18 protein-coding genes and 1 pseudogene are annotated in these 19,126 nt (G+C 39.1%); 4 read left to right on the plus strand and 15 right to left on the minus strand.

All coding sequences use genetic code 11. The features are described from left to right. Positions 1-244 precede the first annotated feature (244 nt). Positions 245-583: a P-II family nitrogen regulator gene (locus ACT3S9_RS10975; protein ID WP_008114445.1), complete on the minus strand. Its 339-nt coding sequence runs from the start codon at positions 581-583 to the stop codon at positions 245-247. A gap of 160 nt (positions 584-743) precedes the next feature. Here ACT3S9_RS10975 and ACT3S9_RS10980 point away from each other — a divergent pair. Together ACT3S9_RS10980 and ACT3S9_RS10985 are read left to right on the plus strand one after the other, a co-directional pair. Continuing rightward, positions 744-1,298, plus strand: a pseudogene (locus ACT3S9_RS10980) (GspH/FimT family pseudopilin). A 79-nt stretch (positions 1,299-1,377) separates the two neighbouring features. Next, positions 1,378-1,905, plus strand: coding sequence for a GspH/FimT family pseudopilin (locus tag ACT3S9_RS10985; protein ID WP_441834254.1), 528 nt, complete (start codon positions 1,378-1,380; stop codon positions 1,903-1,905). A 6-nt stretch (positions 1,906-1,911) separates the two neighbouring features. Here the strand turns inward: ACT3S9_RS10985 and ACT3S9_RS10990 are convergent, their stop codons facing one another. The 13 genes from ACT3S9_RS10990 to murJ all read right to left on the minus strand — a co-directional run bounded on the left by ACT3S9_RS10990 (position 1,912) and on the right by murJ (position 16,817). Next, complete coding sequence (locus tag ACT3S9_RS10990) at positions 1,912-2,337, minus strand: type IV pilin protein (protein WP_441834253.1); 426 nt, start codon at positions 2,335-2,337, stop codon at positions 1,912-1,914. A 10-nt stretch (positions 2,338-2,347) separates the two neighbouring features. Further along, complete coding sequence (locus ACT3S9_RS10995) at positions 2,348-5,494, minus strand: PilC/PilY family type IV pilus protein (protein ID WP_441993478.1); 3,147 nt, start codon at positions 5,492-5,494, stop codon at positions 2,348-2,350. A gap of 2 nt (positions 5,495-5,496) precedes the next feature. Further along, the gene (locus tag ACT3S9_RS11000) at positions 5,497-6,027 is read right to left on the minus strand and encodes a pilus assembly PilX family protein (RefSeq protein ID WP_441834251.1); all 531 of its coding nucleotides are present in this window, start codon (positions 6,025-6,027) and stop codon (positions 5,497-5,499) included. Continuing rightward, complete coding sequence (locus ACT3S9_RS11005; RefSeq protein ID WP_441834250.1) at positions 6,015-7,025, minus strand: PilW family protein; 1,011 nt, start codon at positions 7,023-7,025, stop codon at positions 6,015-6,017. Before ACT3S9_RS11005 ends, ACT3S9_RS11000 begins: the two co-directional genes overlap by 13 nt. 1 nt (position 7,026) lies before the next feature. Then, positions 7,027-7,587, minus strand: a complete 561-nt coding sequence (pilV, locus tag ACT3S9_RS11010; RefSeq protein WP_441834249.1) for a type IV pilus modification protein PilV — start codon at positions 7,585-7,587, stop codon at positions 7,027-7,029. A 123-nt stretch (positions 7,588-7,710) separates the two neighbouring features. Beyond that, on the minus strand, positions 7,711-8,412 hold the full coding sequence (locus tag ACT3S9_RS11015; protein WP_441834248.1) for a LytR/AlgR family response regulator transcription factor: 702 nt from the start codon (positions 8,410-8,412) through the stop codon (positions 7,711-7,713). Beyond that, the gene (locus ACT3S9_RS11020) at positions 8,409-9,449 is read right to left on the minus strand and encodes a sensor histidine kinase (RefSeq protein ID WP_441834247.1); all 1,041 of its coding nucleotides are present in this window, start codon (positions 9,447-9,449) and stop codon (positions 8,409-8,411) included. Before ACT3S9_RS11020 ends, ACT3S9_RS11015 begins: the two co-directional genes overlap by 4 nt. 31 nt (positions 9,450-9,480) lie before the next feature. Next, a complete protein-coding gene (ispH, locus tag ACT3S9_RS11025; RefSeq protein WP_441834246.1) occupies positions 9,481-10,410 on the minus strand; it encodes a 4-hydroxy-3-methylbut-2-enyl diphosphate reductase in 930 nt (309 codons plus the stop codon). Beyond that, on the minus strand, positions 10,410-10,850 hold the full coding sequence (fkpB, locus tag ACT3S9_RS11030) for an FKBP-type peptidyl-prolyl cis-trans isomerase (protein WP_441834245.1): 441 nt from the start codon (positions 10,848-10,850) through the stop codon (positions 10,410-10,412). The genes ispH and fkpB overlap by 1 nt, the downstream gene beginning before the upstream one ends. Continuing rightward, positions 10,847-11,347 (minus strand): signal peptidase II, encoded by a 501-nt coding sequence (lspA, locus tag ACT3S9_RS11035; RefSeq protein WP_441834244.1) that lies wholly within the window; start codon positions 11,345-11,347, stop codon positions 10,847-10,849. Before lspA ends, fkpB begins: the two co-directional genes overlap by 4 nt. Before the next feature lie 9 nt (positions 11,348-11,356). Next, positions 11,357-14,182: an isoleucine--tRNA ligase gene (ileS, locus tag ACT3S9_RS11040; protein WP_441834243.1), complete on the minus strand. Its 2,826-nt coding sequence runs from the start codon at positions 14,180-14,182 to the stop codon at positions 11,357-11,359. Positions 14,183-14,207: 25 nt separating this feature from the next. After that, on the minus strand, positions 14,208-15,134 hold the full coding sequence (gene ribF, locus ACT3S9_RS11045) for a bifunctional riboflavin kinase/FAD synthetase (protein ID WP_441834242.1): 927 nt from the start codon (positions 15,132-15,134) through the stop codon (positions 14,208-14,210). A 144-nt stretch (positions 15,135-15,278) separates the two neighbouring features. Then, positions 15,279-16,817 (minus strand): murein biosynthesis integral membrane protein MurJ, encoded by a 1,539-nt coding sequence (gene murJ, locus ACT3S9_RS11050; RefSeq protein WP_441834267.1) that lies wholly within the window; start codon positions 16,815-16,817, stop codon positions 15,279-15,281. A gap of 295 nt (positions 16,818-17,112) precedes the next feature. Here murJ and rpsT point away from each other — a divergent pair, with 295 nt between their 5' ends. After that, positions 17,113-17,373, plus strand: a complete 261-nt coding sequence (gene rpsT, locus ACT3S9_RS11055; RefSeq protein WP_441834241.1) for a 30S ribosomal protein S20 — start codon at positions 17,113-17,115, stop codon at positions 17,371-17,373. Positions 17,374-17,609: 236 nt separating this feature from the next. Here rpsT and ACT3S9_RS11060 read toward each other — a convergent pair whose 3' ends face one another. After that, entirely contained in the window at positions 17,610-17,993 is a 384-nt protein-coding gene (locus ACT3S9_RS11060; protein ID WP_441834240.1) for a response regulator, read from the minus strand. 543 nt (positions 17,994-18,536) lie between these two features. On the opposite strand from ACT3S9_RS11060, the gene ACT3S9_RS11065 reads away from it, so the two are divergent. Next, a complete protein-coding gene (locus ACT3S9_RS11065; RefSeq protein ID WP_441834239.1) occupies positions 18,537-18,782 on the plus strand; it encodes a hypothetical protein in 246 nt (81 codons plus the stop codon). Positions 18,783-19,126: the final 344 nt, after the last annotated feature.

Genomic DNA, 19,126 nt, shown 5'->3' on the forward strand with positions numbered 1-19,126 from the left:
CGCTGACCCACCAATACTGCCGAAACAGGTTACGGTTAGTTGTGTACCTCTAACTTCTTATGGCTTCCTTCAGACCCCACCGTTGGCCAGTGACGCCCTTGCCATTCAGATTATCTTCCCCTTAGTCAGGGTGATAAGGCATCTTTCAGCCTATCGGGTTTGCCAGCTTCGCTGGGCAAACAAAAAAGGCGCTACTTTAATAAGTTAGCGCCTTTTTTTTGTGCTTGATTACTTAAAGAACAACTTAAATTGCATCTTCATCTTCTTCCGCTGTACGGATACGCACGACACGCTCAACTTCTGTGACAAATATTTTACCATCACCAATTTTTCCTGTTTGCGCGGTTTTAACTATCACATCTATAGCACGCTCTACGTCCTCGTCACCTAATACGATATCAAGCTTAACTTTAGGTAAAAAATCAACCATGTACTCCGCACCACGGTATAATTCTGTATGGCCTTTTTGACGACCAAAACCTTTAACTTCACTGACCGTCATTCCTGTGATGCCCACATCTGACAGTGCTTCACGAACGTCGTCTAATTTAAATGGTTTTATGATTGCTTCTATTTTTTTCATATTAATTACTTTTTAAAGCTACAGTTGCCTCGATTTTAGACAATCATAAGGCTCATAGCAAACAAAGTGATTGTATTACGGTGATAAAACAATCTGCCATGCTATGATTATGCTAATAAAAATAGCTATACTAAGGTAATGAGTAGTCAATAAGATGTATATGAAAGTAAAACAACACGGGTTCACTATACTAGAGTTAATGGTTACTGTAGCTATTGCCAGTATTATCGCCACTATAGCATTGTGGAATAGCAGCGACATGCTAGAGGAAAACCGCGCCGAAAACTTTTTATTAGAGTTAAAAAGAAATATTTCTTATGCCCGAGCTCAAGCAGCAAGTACCGATGAGATTGTAATTGTATGCCCCGCGCCAAACCCAGCTTCAAGCAACACCAACCTAACATGTCAAAGTAAGTGAGACTCAACGAATACCGTTATTTTATTTATAGATGCTAATAGCAATGGTCGTTATGATAGCTCAGGCGACAGCCTACTACGTGTAATGTCGAACTCACCCTCTAATGACAAAATAAGTTTTTCTGGTGATAGCAGCCTTCGCTTTAACACCAGCGGTCGTATCACAACAAGCTTAGCCAGCATTAGTGGTTTTACCGGTTTTATTTATTGCACAAGTAATGATAATAATAAAGCATTGAGCGTATCAGTATCAGGGACTGCTTTTTATGTTGGTGATACCAACAACACGTGCGATTAAAAAACAAACAAAATACAGTTGTCATATAGCTATCATTTACTAGACTGAATTAATAAATTGTTAGTTCAGGATTTCAAGGATGAAATTATCAATACTAAAACTCAATGGAGCTACCCTTCTGGAACTAATGGTTGCTCTGGTTATAGTAAGCATTATTAGTCAGCTATCAATGTGGTTTTACCCTAACTTTTTAGCTAAAAACAGATTAGAAAATCATGTTAATCTCCTGCACAGAAATATCAACTACGGTCGCTTATATGCTGTTGAAAATAGTACTTATGTTACTCTATGCGCACTAAAAAATGGTCAATGCACTGAGGGTAAGTGGGATAAAAAAATGTCACTTTTTATTGATCACGATAAGTCAACAACGTTAGAGCACGACGAACTGCTTTTAAGTACATTTGAAAAGGTGCACAGTTCAGATAGCCTTGAATACCCTCGAAACGCAATAACCTTTCGCCCTGATGGGTCATTAAATGGCTTTCAAAATGGGACTTTTATATATTGCCCAAACAACAAAGCCAGCCTCGAAGGGCTAGCTTTGTCTATAAGTCAAACGGGTAGAATTCGTATTAAATCAACTGATAAGTGCCAAAAAGAGTAATTAAAACTACCGACCCCAGCAGTAGTCAACATCCTTTCCTTCGTTTGTTTTTGCCCCTTTAGCACCTTTAAGACCTGTATCAGTTATGAAAAGCTCAGTGCAATCACCGTCTCCTTTTACCGGCCCTGCAAAAGGTTTTGCAGTGATTGTAAAAGCATTTTTATTCGTCACTTTAATCGTTAATTCAAAATGTTTATTCTCGGTTTTACTTTGTAAACCTAAATCAGTAAATTTCTCTGTATACTCCCTATTGTCAACAAAATACTGCTCTTCTTTGTTTGCAGCATCTAATAATGCTGCAGCAGCCTCTGCACGTGAGGCACGCTTTACATACTCTGAATAATTAGGCAGTGCTATTGCAGCTAAAATACCGACGATAGCAACTGCTATCATCAATTCAATTAAGGTAAAACCACGCTGTTTTTTGATCATTTAAACCGCCTTAATCGTCTTCATTCTGTATATTTTCATCATTTTCTTCGCGCTTATATATATACGTTTGTCGAGTTTTAAAGCCAAACCCTGACGTCTCATCATTCACAAGCTTGATTTTACCATTAACAACATTCAAGCCTGGGCCTGTAATTTCCAGTGGTTGCAGTGGGTTTTTAGCACTATCACTTTTGATGCCTGGTCCAATTAAATAGAATTGGCTTTCAGGTACTTTTGAAGAATCATCATCGCACTTTCCATTACCATCGCTATCTGCACAAGTAGAGCCAAAATAAAGCTGCGGTGTATCGGGTACTTCTGTACTAGTTGCAAACTTTAAGTCATCATAAACTTTAGTACCATAATGTAAATGAAAAGCATAAAGCGAGCCGCCGCCGCCACTGAGCGAGCATTGGTTTTTAGTTGATGACTCGGAAGCAGGTGTGAAAGATGTAAAATAAGCAACACCACCGACAACGGTTGCAGCAGCTAATGACTTTTCTCCTGCTGCCAAACTGTAACGCCACCCTTTAAACTCTCCTCCCAACTTTGCTTCTTGTTCAATAAAGCCAGTTTTGTTACTCAACGCATTACCAAATGGGTCATCATTCATGCTCATTAAGTCAGCTGGTTTAATAGCCTCAGGCTCTTTACCTGTAAATGACTCTGTGACTGTATTTTCGTCTCGTATCATAAACAATTGATCTGAAGTTTCTGCGTCATTAGGGCTTGTTCTTTTACCACTACCAATAACAATGGCATCATACGGGGTGTCTAACCGTGTGGTCACTTCCCCTTCTATTGTCACTTTGCTAAACATAGTCCGAGCTACTAACGGCTTATAAAAAAAGCGCCTATCAGCCCCAACACCTAGCTCAGCCAATTTATAGTAACTAAATTCACTTTTATCATCACTAGGCATATCAATGCGCCAAATATTACCGCCTGTATCTGCTGCATATATTCTATCAATGTAGCCGTCATAATCAGAATCCAATAATGTAACACCTGCAGCAATACTATGTTTACCTTCAAAGCTGTCGTTATCCAATAATGACCAAAGCTTAGTGCCTGAATCTGCATCCACTATATATACATTATTACCTACAGAGTCAGCTTCAGAGCTATTATCTTTATTAGTATCGTAACCACCGCCGAAAACAAGTACTGGTTTATCGCCAAACGCTTTTATAAATGCAACTTGTGGCTTCGACCACGTTTGAGCAAGCTTAGTAAATTCACCCTCACCTCCTTGTATTGTCCATTTTAATTTGGGAGAGTCAGGATCAGTGATATTTAAACTATAATAGTTATTACCACCACGTCGCATTCCAGCGAAAGCCCACACTTCATCCCCTTTACTAGCATCAACAATTCCATCATTTACACTATCGCCATCATCGCTAATGAGGCTTTCATTTTTGGAGTACACACTTATTGGCCCATCCATACCATACTTTTTACCCGAGTCTTCATCTCGAAGTGGTTTAAGAATATTAAAAAGTGCAGAGGGTATAAATGCCCAACTTTCATCTACTTCATTATTAACATTATCGTCTTTAAACATATGTAAAAAACCCGCATTTGTACCAATTAAGATGCGTATATCGCCATTACCATAATCGATAGCAACGGGTTTTGAATGCAATGGGTCGCCAAAAATATCATTGCGAACAGATGACGATGAATTCTCATTATCAACGTCTACACCGCGAGCCCAATTAATTATCTCTTTAACTTCCGACTTATCGACATTAAAAGCCTTAGCAATATTCTGTTCACTATCATACGCTTCTTTAAGGGCATCAAAGTCAAAGCTAATTCGTCCGTCGGTATTTGCATCCGTAAAAATATTCCGTGATTCGGTTCTATTTGAAAGAGCAGCATTCACACCACCACTTTTCACTGAGTTCCCATCGGCTGCCTTATCTTTGTCCCAAAATGTAGCCGCATCTGTATTTATTAAACCATCATCATCAAGTGCGGTATTATTTTTAGCATCTATAATAGTATTGCCAGACACTTTTAATTTTTTTAAATTACCACGCCAGCGTGTACTTTTATCAGGAAAAAACATGGCAAGATAGATAGCATCGCCACTACGTGTTTGATCAACATTGTTACTTGCAAAAGATGGGGAGGTAAATGTACTGTTTTCACTTCTAATATCTGAAACAGCTTGATTTAAAGCTTCCGTTAACTTTTCAGGAGTTGTTGCAGGTATATTTTTCCCTCCACCCAACGTAGATGCTAGTTTTAATAAGTTTTGACCTTTTTCAGTCATGCCAGAACCAAAGCCGATGGTATATAGACGCCCTGTTTCATTAATATCGGGAGTAGATGGATACAAATCAACAATAGTGTCGCCTGTTCCATGAATAACTTTAGCAAGCTGATGCAGCATGTTATTATAATAGCGATCACCGTTAGTTAAATAACTACCAAAATACTTATTATGCTCAACGCTAATGTCATAATCTCTCTCATTATCACTTCCCGAAGATGGGTCTCCATCAGTCATATAAATTATATTTACTGAGTTATCACAGCGTTTAGCTTCAGCTAGGCTATCCGTAAAAGGGGATATGTAAGTGTGGCTATATACATTTTTCCACTTCCAACAACTGAGCAATCCCCACTGTTGGCATTCCCTACGAATAAAGGTTTTATTTTCAACACTACTATCCCTATTTGATTCACTAACTTGCTCACCATAGTGCACACTTTTCCCTGTTATATATAAATAAGCTTCCCAAAGTGTTTCAGTCAATGGAGTACCACCACTAGCAGGAAGGTTACTTATTGATGTTTTTATAGACTCTGAAGAACTGCCAATACCATTTAAAACATAACCACCATCAAGGCTATTAAAACGCATTAAGCCAAAATCTATAGAGTCTTTATTAACCTCAACTACTTGACTCATAGCTGACTGAGCAGCTTCAAGACGACTAATACATGAGCCATAACAGCTTTCACTACCAGTACTTGATGAGTAAGCCATACTTCCCGAGGTATCAAAAATCAATAAAACACGCGGCTTTTCATCAAGTTCTATATTTTCATTTACATAAAGCTCTATATCTTCTGCGATAACAGGTAACGCAATGACACAACCTAAGATTAAAGCGAATATATTTTTCAACATGAGTTTCATTATTAAATCCCCTTACCTATACTCGCCATCTCTTGAGCTATACCTGTTACTATAGTTAATTGGTGCTTGCTTTTAGAGCCATATTCTATAGTAGTAGATACTTGGACCATGTTGCATGAAACACCCGCTGTAAAACTATAACTACGAGGGCAGTTAAGCTCTAGCGAACCTCGATTTAAATTCGTCATTATGCTTTTCATTTCGTGCCCAGGCTCTGTAATGTCCTTCTCTGGTATAATTATTTTATTACCATCACTATCAAGCTTACCCGAATCTGTAGCGGTCTCATCTGGAGTAAGAAAAAAGTTACTATCAGCACCTTCTTTAGCTTCTGACGCAATCACTCTTTGCACTTCGCCAAGCAATTGATTTTCAGCGACTTCTCGCTCTTGTGCGGCATTGGTAATTTTAATATCAATGGTACTACTACTCATCAGTGTAACTGCAATACCGGTTACGGCAACAACCATGATCAATGCTACAATTAACACGACACCTCGTTGTTTACTTGGTAGTAACTTTAAATTTTCCATAGGTTTCCCCCAACGTTACTTAAACGAATAGTTGTTGTAAAAACAGTTCTTCTATAGTTATCATTAAAATTTAACTCTCGCTTTGCAGCTCCCTCACCTAAAATATATTTTTGGTTTTTAAGTTCAATCCCAGGGTCTGGTTGAAGTGCACGGATTAATAGAAAAACTTGCACCGTTAATATAGCTTTGCGGTTTTCCCATTCAGCAGCAGTAATTGTGCTGGCGCTTTTATAAGTATCAACTCGACTGTCGCTATTCGTGTCTAATCCAAACAAAAAACGCATATTTTCGACCCCTTCCATTATCGTTTCAGAGGTCATTTTTCCATTTACTAATCGTTTTCTTCTTAATGCAGGGACTTTTATTTCTTTATTATTTACTAAATATTTTTCTTCTTTAATATAATAAACATGATGACTATATGGCCAAATAGTTACGTTGATATTTGTTGGGGTATGTTTACCGGTTACAAAACGTGCTTGTTCTTGTTCTGCGATAAAATAATTTATTTTATCGCTAGTGGTATTAGTACCTGTAATAGCATCATATTGAGGATCACCTTGTAAAAACTTGAGCTGAAGAATATCGGTCTTTTTATTATTCTCAGGAATAATGCCGTCGTTTATGCAATTTAGGTTATCTTTACTAGCAGTCGTTTTCGCATAAATAGTACGAAAATTACTACTACTGGTTAAATCGGGAAAGCTGCCGTTATTAGTCCCCTCAGAGCAATCACCTGTAATCGTCGTTGCAGAAACGGTTGTATTTACTGAGGTGAACGAGTCATCGTAATAAGTTCCCCAAAAACCAACTTGCTCAATATCACGCTGCATAATATTTATAGCTAAACGCCCTGACTCTTGGAGCTCACCGATGGTCATCGTGTCTTTTGTGGTTACTTTCATACTAATAAAAGTGAACATAACGCCACCGAGAATTAAACCACCAATAAATAGTGAAATCATAGCTTCTACAAGCGTAAATCCTTTTTGCTTCATGTTAGCTCCTCACATATATATAACTGGTTAAAACCACTAAACGGCGTTTTTTATCGGCTGTTCCACAAGTAGTGCTTGTCGTGGCTGCATTTGCTGTAAATTCTTGTCGGCCCTGCCATGAAACAATGACTTCAATATTAAAAGCTTTACCACCTGAACCAGCTACTGCAACAGGATTTATACATACACTTGCATCATCGAGGGAACCCGTGTTGTCACGGGCACGTATTGCTCGTTTCCACTGTTCAAGATCAAGTAAAGCAATTTGTTCTGCAGTACATGAGCTGCCAAAACATGTTGTTGATGAGCTTATAGGTGTCTTACTAGTAAAGTCTTTTTTATAAAGTGTACCCAACTTAGGCGTATCATTAGCACGAATACGTTGGATAATGTCATTTCCAAGTGCAACAGCAGCAGCGCGCTGCATAGAATCAAAACTTGCTTGTTTAGCTTTTGCTTGCAAAGCAACGGCACCTAGCAGACCAAAACTGAGGATAATAAATGCAATAAGTACTTCAATTAAAGTAAAGCCTTTTTGCAATTTAAAGTGATGTGATTGCATATATAAACCAAATAAAAATTACCTAATTATAAGTTTATGCAATTAAAATCTAGATTCAAGCAAGACTACGACAAACGGCTATATTTGTTGATAAACGGTTAATAAAGTACTGGTTAATAATATTTAAAGCGTATTTTTAACCGTTTTTAGCTCGCGTCGACTAACCGCTAATAGCTCATTACAACCTTGCAGTTCAATAACATGATTCCCATTACCTTGAGAGTGCAGTGCTATAATTTTACTTTTAATTACCAAGGTATTACGGTGAATACGTAAAACAAGAGCAGGATACGAGAGCTCTAACTGTTTTAAGCTTTGCTCAATAAGAGCTTCTCCTGATTTGAATACCATCTTCGTGTACTTTTCTTTCGCATTGAAGTAATAAACAGACTCTATCTCAACGCTTTTGAGTGTTCCTGCAAGTTGATAGTTTATTTTAGTAACGTGTTGCTTTTGTACATGGGCTTTATTTATACGCCCGACTTGCTCAAGCACTGTTTGTAATGATTGTTCTGATATCGGCTTTACCAAATAACCCGCTGCATTTAATTGAATAGCATTTAAGGCATACTCTGGGTGCGCGGTAATAAATATAATCGCGGGTGGAACCGGTAATTTGTTTAACTCTTTTGCGACCTCCAAACCATTAATACCCGGCATATCAACATCTAAAAAAACTAAATCAGGTATCACTTTTTCAATAAGCTTTAGTGCTTCATTACCGTTACTTGCCTCCCCGAGTACTGTTATATCTTTATTAATTGCGAGTAGTCGTTTTAAGCGCACTCTTGCAAGAGGTTCATCATCAATAATAACAACATTCATAGATCACTCTCTGTTTGTTTAGGGAGCACTACTTTTACTCTAAACACATCATTTTTATTTGTAATGCTTAATTGCGCTTTATTATTATAATAAATATTTAAACGTTGACGAATATTATCAAGTGCCATGCCATTATTAGGTCTTATATTAGAATTAGCGCTAATCGGTGTTATTGGGTTTGAAACAATAATGGTTAAATAACCCGTTGTAACATGTAGTTCAACTTTAATTACAGTGCCTGCCTCCCTCGTTTCTACGCCGTGACAAACCGCATTTTCAATTAAAGGCTGAAGTGTTAAACAAGGTATTGCCAGTACGGGTAACTCATTTGGTATTTGCCAATCTACTTTTAAACGATTACCAAAACGCCACGTTTCAAGCTCGACATACTGTTTACTAAGTATTATCTCACTTTCAAGTGGCACACTCTGTCCTGAACGCATTGCCGCTTGTGATAAAGCCGCTAAGGCCAAAATTGCTTGCTCTGCTGCATTTGCATCTTGGTGGGATAGCTCAGCTGCTGTATTTAAGCTGTTATATAAAAAGTGAGGCCGAATACGTGCTTGTAATGCGTCAAGCTCAGCACGTGATAGCGCTTTTGTTTGCTGCTCTTTTTCAAAATGAATAAGTAGAAACTGTACGAATAATGCAGCAAGTAAAAACACAATTATACAATTGCGAAGTACAAAATAGATGAGTTGTTTATTGCTTTCTATACCAAAAGCAAAATGAGAGAATAGTACACTAAATATACTGGTACTTACTGTAAAAAAAGTAAAAAAGTAAAAAAGCTGAATAAGATGAGTTTGTTTTTGTAAAACCCCACTAAAAATATACAAAGAAGACGTGCTAAATAAAACAGTTAAGTGTAAAAAAAGGCTCATTACACCAAGACTAAGCCAAGCATCCCCCTCTATATTGGGTGCAAATGCCAAAACAATAGCAATAACTTGAGTAACAACTAAGGTAGCTAATACCCCCCGCTCATTAAAAAGAGCTGTAAAAAGCAATGCATCGTGGCGAGGCAAAGTGCTCATTCAGCTCTCCTATTAAAGTGTTCTGTACTACTTAGCGTAGTTCAATAGGTACTGCAAAAACAATATCTTCTTCTTTACCTGGGTTTTCAATAACCTGTGTACCGCCGAGTTCTTCTAAGCGGTTGATCACTTGCTGTACTAACACCTCAGGTGCAGAAGCTCCTGCAGTTACCCCAACGGATTTAAGACCTGCAAACCACTCGTCTTGCACATTAGTGGCATCATCAATTAAATAAGCGGTGGTGCCCATTTTATCAGCAAGTTCACGCAATCGATTTGAGTTAGAGCTATTTTTAGCTCCCACTACAAGCAGTACATCGACTTTGTCAGCAAGATCACGTACCGCATCTTGGCGGTTTTGCGTGGCATAACAAATATCATCTTTGCGTGGGCCATCTATAGCTGGAAACTTGCTGCGCAGCGCATCAATAACATCAGCGGTGTCATCAACCGATAAAGTGGTTTGGCTACAGTAGAATAAATTCTCTGAATTTTTAACATTAAGATTAGCAACATCCTCAGGGGTTTCGACTAAATAAATGCCGCCATCGTTATTATCATACTGCCCCATAGTTCCCTCAACTTCAGGGTGTCCTTGGTGACCAATTAAAATACACTCAATGCCCTTACGGCTAGCGCGAGTGACTTCCATATGCACTTTTGTGACCAGTGGGCAAGTCGCATCAAATATTTTAAGCGCACGACGTTTTGCTTCACTGCGCACCGCTTGTGATACGCCATGCGCACTAAAAATAACAATGCTGTCGTCAGGTATCTGATCAAGTTCTTCAACAAATACTGCACCACGGTTTTTTAAGCCATCAACCACATAGCGATTATGCACGACTTCATGGCGTACATAAATTGGCTTTTCAAAAATATCGAGTGCACGTTCAACAATACTAATAGCGCGATCAACGCCAGCACAAAAGCCACGTGGGTTTGCTAATAAAATATCCATTAACCCCGAACCTCAATTATTTCAACTTCAAACGTTAAACGCTGACCAGCTAAAGGATGATTGAAATCAATCGTTACCGAATCCCCTTGTACTTCACGTACCAGCCCGGGTAATTCAGTACCGTCAGGTTGAGTAAAAGCAATAATATTACCGACTTCCGCGGGGGTATCTGTACCAAACTTACTGCGTTCAACATAATAAATGTTGTCAGGGTTGGGCTGCCCAAAGGCATCTTCAGGTTCAAGTTCAAAAGATTTATCTTCACCTGCACTTAAACCCATTAAACACTTCTCAAAGTTAGCCGTTAAGCTACCATCGCCCATGATGAGTTTAGCTGGCTTATTGTGCACTTTCGTAGAGTCTGCGGCAGAGCCATCAGACAACTTAATTGAAAAATGAAAAATAACTTCTGAGTTTTCAGCAATTACTGTTTGGCTCATGTTTTTTGCTCCTTAGGGCTTTCGCCGGTAAAGGCATCAAATAATAAAAGTGCTGCGCCTATACAAATTGCGCTATCAGCGATGTTAAATGCAGGAAAGTGCCAGTTATCATAATAAACATGTATAAAGTCGATAACATAACCATAAGTAATACGGTCGTATAAGTTACCAATAGCACCAGCAAGCACTAAAGCGTAAGCACCACACAAAACCTTATTTGAGGCGGGTAAACGCTTTAACCACCAAATAAGTAACACACTGATTGATACCGCAATTAAACTTAAAAACCAACGCTGCCACCCTCCTGCATCACTTAAAAAGCTAAAGGCAGCGCCATAATTATGCACATAAGTAAAATTGAAAAATGGCAATATATCAATAGACTGGCGCAAATCCATAGTGCTTACAACCAGAGTTTTGCTCGCAAAGTCCACTACCAATAGTAGTAGACTTAACCACAGCCACACTAAACCACTTTTTTGGGTTAGTTTGCTCACTAAATACTCCTAAGCGAATTGACGCTGTTCGCCTTCACCATCAACATTATTAACACAACGACCGCAAATTTCAGGGTGTTCTGGATTACTCCCCACATCATCACAGTAATGCCAACAACGTTCACATTTTGGTGCGTCCGTTGCCGCAACTGAAATATACAGCCCTTCGATTTCTGTGGTTTGAGTATCAGCTGGTTGGCTTGTGACTGCTGCAACACTTACTGTTGATGTTAATAACACAAAGCGAAGCTCATCGCCTAATGCAGCAAGCTTTTCAGTAAGCTCCTCACTTGCATAAAGCTTTACATTCGCTTGTAACGTTGCGCCCAGTACTTCTTCTTTACGCGCAGCTTCAAGTACACGGTTTACTTCATCACGAACACTTAGAATGGTTAGCCAATCTTCGTTACTAAATTTACCATGGCTAGTCGCTTTTAAGCCTTCATACCAAACAGAAGTAAATACGTAATCATCACGTTCACCTGGTAATGCTTGCCAAATTTCTTGTGCGGTAAAGCTCATGATTGGTGCCATCCAACGCGTCATTGCTTCAGCAATATGGTAAAGCGCAGTTTGACACGAACGACGTGCATGGCTATCACTTTTAGCTGTATATTGACGGTCTTTAATAACATCCAAATAGAACGAACCAAGTTCACCGGTACAGAAATTCATAAGCTTTTGCGTTACATGTAACATTTGATAGTTATCATAAGCAGCTACAATTTCTTCTTGTAATTGTGCCGCGCGGCCAACAATCCAACGATCTAGCTCAACCATATCGTCGATCGCTACTTGATCTGTTTTTGGGTCAAAGCCACTTAAGTTAGCCAATAAGTAACGGCTGGTGTTACGAATACGGCGGTAACGATCTGCAGAGCGTTTAAATATTTCGTCAGACACCGTCATCTCAGCGGTATAATCTGTTGATGCCACCCATAAACGTAAAATATCAGCACCTAGTTTATTCATCACATTTTGTGGTGAAATAACATTACCCAATGATTTTGACATCTTGCGGCCATTTTCATCAACCGTAAAACCATGTGTTAACACTTGGCGGTACGGTGCATGGCCATTAATAGCGACCGAGGTCATCATTGATGACATAAACCAACCACGATGCTGATCTGACCCTTCTAGGTATAAATCAGCCGGGCCATTAAGTTCTTCGCGAGCATCCACAACACATGCATGAGTTACACCTGAGTCAAACCATACATCTAAAGTATCTTGCACTTTCATATATTGCTCAGCGTCATCATCCAGCAATGTCGCCGGCTCTAAGTCATACCAAGCTTGAATACCTGACTTTTCAACAAGCTGGGCTGCTTGCTCAATAAGCTCTTGGGTATTTGGATGTAGAGTACCGGTGTCTTTATCTACAAATAAGGTGATTGGCACACCCCAAGTACGCTGTCGTGAAATACACCAATCAGGGCGGCCTTCAACCATATTCGCAATACGGCTTTCGCCCCACTCTGGTAACCATTGAGTGTTTTTAATTTCGGCTAATGAATCTTGGCGTAAATTAGCCTGATCCATACTTATGAACCACTGCGGCGTAGCACGGAAAATTATCGGTGTTTTATGACGCCAACAATGCGGGTAACTATGATTAAGCGCATGATGATGCAGCAGAGCACCGCGTTCGTTAAGCACATCAACAACACTCGCATTAGCTTTAAACACGTGTTGGCCAGCAAAAAGCTCAGTATCAGGTAAGTACACACCATTTGCGCCAACCGGGTTGGCGACTTCTAAACCATAGTTTAAACCAGCCACGAAATCTTCCTGACCATGACCAGGTGCAGTATGAACAATCCCCGTACCTGAATCAGTTGTTACATGATCAGCCACAATCATTGGCACACTAAAATCATAAAACGGATGCGCTAATTGAAGGTTTTCTAGTGCTGCGCCTTTAACATACCCTAATACGTGGTAATGCTTAAAGCCAAAGCGATCAACCGCATCTTTTACAAGTTCTGAGCCTAAAATTAAACGCTGCTGTACGCCTTCATCTTCAATTTGTACAAGTGCGTATTCTAGATCAGCATGCACTGCTACAGCACGGTTAGCAGGTAATGTCCACGGAGTGGTTGTCCAGATGGCGGTGCTTACAGTCCCCGTACCTTCGTGGTCTGCTTTTAAATCAAACGCATTAACAACAGCTTGTTGCTCGTCAAATACAAAACGCACATCAATTGCTGGTGATTGCTTATCTTGGTACTCAACTTCAGCTTCAGCGAGTGCTGAGCCACAATCTGTACACCAATGCACCGGCTTAGCACCTTTGTGCAAATGACCTTTTTTGATAATACGGCCAAGCACACGAATCGCGTTAGCTTCAAAATCAAAGTTCATAGTTAGATAAGGCTTTTCCCAATCAGCAAAAACACCTAGGCGTTTAAAATCAACTTTTTGACCTTCAACTTGCTTTTTTGCGAAAGCACGGCACTTTTCACGAAACTCGCTGGCCGTGACTTTAACGCCTGGTTTACCCACTTTTTTCTCAACCATTAATTCAATTGGCAAACCGTGACAATCCCAACCAGGAATGTAAGGTGCATCAAAATCAGATAAGGTTTTTGATTTAACAATAATATCTTTAAGAATTTTATTAACTGAGTGACCTAAGTGGATATCACCATTTGCATACGGAGGGCCGTCATGCAAAATGAAGGTTTTTTTACCCTTTTTAGCGCTGCGGATTTGACCATACAGGTCGTCTTCATACCATGCTTTTAGCATTTTAGGTTCACGTTGTGCCAAATTGCCGCGCATTGGAAACATGGTTTCCGGTAAATTCAAAGTATGTTTGTAGTCGCTCATTAATCCTAGTTTCCGTATCGGCTACCTAATTTAAACCAAAACACTGTTTTGCGGCTGCAACGTCAATTGCAATTTGTGCCGTCAATTGTGTTAATGTCTCGAATTTTTTCTCATCGCGAAGTTTTTCAATCAACTCCACGTGCATAAATTGTCCGTAAATATCTTGCGCAAAATTAAATAAGTGTACTTCTAATAGAGCGCGTGTCCCATTAAATGTGGGCTTGTTACCAATATTGGCAACCCCATAAACCTGTTGTCCTGAAATCGTAGCACGAACTGCAAACACCCCATTCACAGGGCAGACCTGACGTTTTAAAGCGATATTTGCGGTTCTAAACCCTAGCTCTCTGCCTCGCTCCCATCCATGGATGACTCGCCCAGAAATAGCGTAGTCATGACCAAGCATCGCTTTTGCCTGAGCTAGTTGACCTTTTGCCAAAGCCTCACGAATAAACGTACTGCTTACTCTATCATTTAATTGGCGAAAACTGGCAGTGCTTTTTACATCCATATTCACTTGTTGGCCCATTTCACTGAGCAGAGAAAAATCCCCTTGACGACGTTTACCAAAACGAAAGTCGTCACCAACTGTCAGGGCTTTAACTCCTAGTTTAGAGTTCAACACTTGCTCAACAAACTGCTCAGCTTGCATATTAGCAAATTGTTGATTAAAACTAATACAAATAACCCGTTCGATACCAAGCCTGGCAAGTAATACCAACTTATCGCGCAATCGTGTTAAGCGCGCAGGTGCGTTACCTTTAGCAAAAAACTCTTGCGGTTGAGGTTCAAATAACATTACCGTACTGGGCAAATTATATTTTTTCGCATCATGAAGCAGCCCCTTTAGCACTGCTTCATGCCCTAAGTGTACGCCATCAAAATTACCAATAGTTAACACGCAGCCATAATGCTGAGCCCGAATGTTATGAATACCCCTAATTAACTCCATATGACCTTTTGCCTTTGCCAGCAAGTATGCTGAAAGTAACCCATCATTAGCTCGATAATAAAACCGAGGTTACAGAACCGCCGATTATATACCCAAACCACCCCAAGATGCGAGTGTCGTTGCCGTGGTTTTAGTGTCCCTTTTTTAGTTTAGTTCAGTAGTTGCAACGTTTTTTATGGTATTTAATCGCACGCCCAATATAAACAAGGTTAAGAAGTACATAAATCCAGCAATTAATAGCAATGCACCTAGCAGTAATAGCTGCTGTGTAAAATGCCATGTTTGCCATGCATAATAGCTGTTCAGGTAAAGTACACTAGCCCCCATAACAATACTTGCTGCAATGCACTTAAGCGTAAACCAGCCACTCATGCTAGAAAATTGATACACCTGCTCTTTTTTAAGCTGTCGATATAATAAGAATGCATTGCAACTAGCCGACATAGAGGTAGCAAGCGCAAGCCCTAAATAACCAATAAACGGCGCTAGCATAATATTAAAAACCATATTCAGCACTAAAGTAATAACACCTATTTTTACAGGCGTTTTTGTATCTTGGCGTGAGTAAAAACCGGGGGCTAATACTTTAATTAGCATAAAACTTACTAACCCTACCGAATACGCCATCACACCAAAACTTACCGCTTTAACATGATCAATTTCATCACTACTAAATGCACCATGGTCAAATAAAACAGTAATGATAAGTGGGCTAATAACCATTAATCCCACCATAGCGGGAATGCCTAAAAATATCACAAAGCGCACCCCCCAATCGAGTGTGTCTTGAAAATCACTACCTTTTTTACTGCTATGTAATTTAGATAGCGACGGTAAAATAACCGTGGCAATACCAATACCAAATAGTCCCAGTGGAAATTCAATAAGTCGGTCAGAGTAATAGAGCCAAGCAATAGAACCTGTCATCAATAACGAAGCAATAACCGTATCAAGCAATAAATTAATTTGACTAATAGAGACCCCAAATAGCGCCGGCAACATTAATTTACGTACTTTTTTCACATTCTCGTCTTGCCAACCCCAGCGCGGTGGAGCGAGCATTTTCGCGCGATATAGAAAGGGTAGTTGAAATAATAACTGCACTACCCCACCGACAAACACCCCGATAGCAAGTGAGTAAGCACCAACCGAAAACTTATCATGTAAAAAAATAGCGCAGAGAATAATAGAAATATTTAAAAGAACTGGCGTAAATGCTGCCACGGCAAAGCGATTATAAACATTCATAACAGCACCACTTAGCGCCACTAGACTTACAAAAAACAAATAGGGGAAAGTGAATTTTAGTAAGGAGCTTGCCAGTTCAAACTTGTCAGCATCAGGCCCCCCTTGCCACCAATCAATAAACCACCCAGTACCAAATAAGGCGGCAATAACGGGCGAAGCGACTACACCAAAAATTGTCACTAGAAGTAAAATAGTGCCAAGCGTGCCCGCAGCTTGCGCTACAAAAAAACGCACTTTATCATCGCCTTGCTGCTCTTTTATATCAGATAAAACCGGCACAAAAGCCTGTGCAAATGCACCTTCTGCAAATAAACGGCGTAAGAAATTAGGGATCCGATTGGCAAATAAAAACACATCGGCAGCAGCACTTGCCCCCAACAAATTAGCCACAACAGCATCACGTACCAACCCTAAAATCCGCGATATCATCGTCATTGCACTGACAATCATACCCGAACGAAATAACCCTTTTGCCACACTAAACCTGCTTTAAAAACAACTAAGAGTCACAATTATGCCACAGTCTTTTTTATAAATCGCTTTAAAGCACTAGGCTGGGTGGCTATGCTTTGTTATAATCCTGATATTAACTGCTAAAGCGGCAAATTGATGTTCGTTATAAGGAGCAGTTTTTCTTGAAATGTCAAAATTTTATTGACATTCATGATAAAAAAAGGCATATTCCACGGCCTTTAAATTAAGCTTATTTTAAGATTGTTAGGAGCAAACCTTGGCTAACATCAAGTCTGCAAAAAAACGCGCTATCACTAGCGAAAAAAGCCGTCAGCACAACGCAAGCCGTCGTTCAATGATGCGTACATACTTTAAAAAAGTAGTTTCTGCTATTGAAGCTGGCGACAAAGAAACTGCACAGCAAGCATTTGCTGCTGCAACACCTATTTTAGACCGTTATGCAACTAAGGGTCTAATTCACAAAAACAAAGCTGCTCGTCATAAGAGCCGTTTAGCTGCTAAAATTAAAGCACTATAATTTGTTTTTGAATGCATATAAAAAACCGGCTTAGGCCGGTTTTTTTTTACTTAAAATTTAAAGCCTTCGTTATACCAATTGCCTTGAATTACTGATCTGTTATCGCGATAAGTAAATAGCTCTTGGTTATAAGGAAGAAACTTTGAAGTATCGTTGTTTTATATAAATACTTTTATCGCAGTTAGTGAGTAATTTAATCCTCTATCATGATCATACTTTTAAGAACATGCTATTAATTAAGCTATATCTAATTCGGGGTAAAACTTCTTCAAAATAGCCGCTATTTTCTTTGGTGAGAAAGGCTTTACCACAAACCCTTTTGCGCCTTTATCAATCGCATCCCTAACATTCTCAACACCCGAGTGAGCAGACACCATGACCACATTTGCCTGTGGGTTAATTTCGCTAAGCTGAGCTATTAACTCTTTGCCGTCACCGTCGGGTAACTCAATATCAAGAAATATTATATTGTAGTCACTTGTTTGACATGCGCTGATACATTGCGCCGCTGTTGACGCCTCTTTTACATTTTCAATTCCTAAATGCATCAAAGTTTGATTTAAAAAGCTGCGCACGGTGCCTACATCATCCACTATTAAAATTGAAAGCTGTGTATTCATGCATGATCCCCATAGGCTATGAACTAGGTTTAAGTTATTATATGACAGCCTGAGCCACTGTGTTTATTATAAGAACTTATTTAATTAAATTTATAAGCCATTATAAAGAGCTATGCTTAAAAGACCAGATTTGCTTTAGGCCTAAGAAAATAAAAATCCAGCAAGTAGCAAAGGCCTGCACTAATTATATTAATGTATTATCAAACAAAAAAACCACACCAACAACCTATGAAATTAGACATAGTGATCGGTAGCATATATTGACTCGACTTCTTGCTTACACAAAGGCTTTAGATAATAAGTACTTTAAAACTATTGGCCAGTTTGAGATACGAAACGCTTTACTTATGCCATAAACTATCAACACCAAATAGCTTTAAAAAATGCAATACCAGCCATCAATATGTTTTTTTTACCACACTGAAAACTAAAAAACTGATTAATAAAACTAATCCGAAGCAGATAAAATTACTTGCTTGAAAGGTGTGCAAAAGTTCACCATAATGGCGCTCCTTTTTTCAACACTAGAATACTGACAAAACCATGCTGAACGAGCTAGATTGGCTTTTAAACATTTCTCTATTGGCCCTAGGATTGGGTGCCTTTTTTATAAACCAGCAGACTGTATTAAGAGTCGCGGCGATTAGTGCCTGTATGCTGCTGTTTTTATCTTTTAGTTTGGATTTGATGTCTTCAAGTGTTATTTCAAATATGAGCTTGGTGCTGATCAATACTTTTTATTTGTTTAAGGTATTTACGTTTGGACAGTTACATATTGCGCAAAACTAACTGCTTATAAACCTAATTAAAGTCCCTTTGATACTTTTATATACCTTTCTCAATTTTGAGTAAGGTATTTTTTTGCCTTGGCTATAAGTGTTGTTTTAAGTTTATTACACCTTTGCTGGCTTTGATTTATTTTTATCTTTTTGGAGGATGCCACGTCCATCAGGCACGATGTAGTTAATTGTAAATATATAGCTGACATACCTTATTATTCAATCCCAATGCCTCCTGCAGGAACTGCAAATATTGATGAAAACTATTTACGTAGTGAGCATCTAGAGCTACTCGACCTAAATATAAAATTTAGATTAGCTAAGTACAAATAGGTGTCACTGTAAACTTGCACT

The sequence above is a fragment of the Pseudoalteromonas sp. AOP31-A2-14 genome (assembly GCF_052378035.1).
Taxonomy (GTDB): domain Bacteria; phylum Pseudomonadota; class Gammaproteobacteria; order Enterobacterales; family Alteromonadaceae; genus Pseudoalteromonas.

Bases quoted from the DNA above. Each gene is read 5' to 3' on its own strand.
- ACT3S9_RS10975 (WP_008114445.1), bottom strand. From the start codon at position 583: ATGAAAAAAATAGAAGCAATCATAAAACCATTTAAATTAGACGACGTT.
- ACT3S9_RS10985 (WP_441834254.1), top strand. From the start codon at position 1,378: ATGAAATTATCAATACTAAAACTCAATGGAGCTACCCTTCTGGAACTA.
- ACT3S9_RS10990 (WP_441834253.1), bottom strand. From the start codon at position 2,337: ATGATCAAAAAACAGCGTGGTTTTACCTTAATTGAATTGATGATAGCA.
- ACT3S9_RS10995 (WP_441993478.1), bottom strand. From the start codon at position 5,494: ATGAAACTCATGTTGAAAAATATATTCGCTTTAATCTTAGGTTGTGTC.
- ACT3S9_RS11000 (WP_441834251.1), bottom strand. From the start codon at position 6,027: ATGGAAAATTTAAAGTTACTACCAAGTAAACAACGAGGTGTCGTGTTA.
- ACT3S9_RS11005 (WP_441834250.1), bottom strand. From the start codon at position 7,025: ATGAAGCAAAAAGGATTTACGCTTGTAGAAGCTATGATTTCACTATTT.
- pilV (WP_441834249.1), bottom strand. From the start codon at position 7,587: ATGCAATCACATCACTTTAAATTGCAAAAAGGCTTTACTTTAATTGAA.
- ACT3S9_RS11015 (WP_441834248.1), bottom strand. From the start codon at position 8,412: ATGAATGTTGTTATTATTGATGATGAACCTCTTGCAAGAGTGCGCTTA.
- ACT3S9_RS11020 (WP_441834247.1), bottom strand. From the start codon at position 9,449: ATGAGCACTTTGCCTCGCCACGATGCATTGCTTTTTACAGCTCTTTTT.
- ispH (WP_441834246.1), bottom strand. From the start codon at position 10,410: ATGGATATTTTATTAGCAAACCCACGTGGCTTTTGTGCTGGCGTTGAT.
- fkpB (WP_441834245.1), bottom strand. From the start codon at position 10,850: ATGAGCCAAACAGTAATTGCTGAAAACTCAGAAGTTATTTTTCATTTT.
- ileS (WP_441834243.1), bottom strand. From the start codon at position 14,182: ATGAGCGACTACAAACATACTTTGAATTTACCGGAAACCATGTTTCCA.
- ribF (WP_441834242.1), bottom strand. From the start codon at position 15,134: ATGGAGTTAATTAGGGGTATTCATAACATTCGGGCTCAGCATTATGGC.
- murJ (WP_441834267.1), bottom strand. From the start codon at position 16,817: ATGACGATGATATCGCGGATTTTAGGGTTGGTACGTGATGCTGTTGTG.
- ACT3S9_RS11060 (WP_441834240.1), bottom strand. From the start codon at position 17,993: ATGAATACACAGCTTTCAATTTTAATAGTGGATGATGTAGGCACCGTG.
- ACT3S9_RS11065 (WP_441834239.1), top strand. From the start codon at position 18,537: ATGCTGAACGAGCTAGATTGGCTTTTAAACATTTCTCTATTGGCCCTA.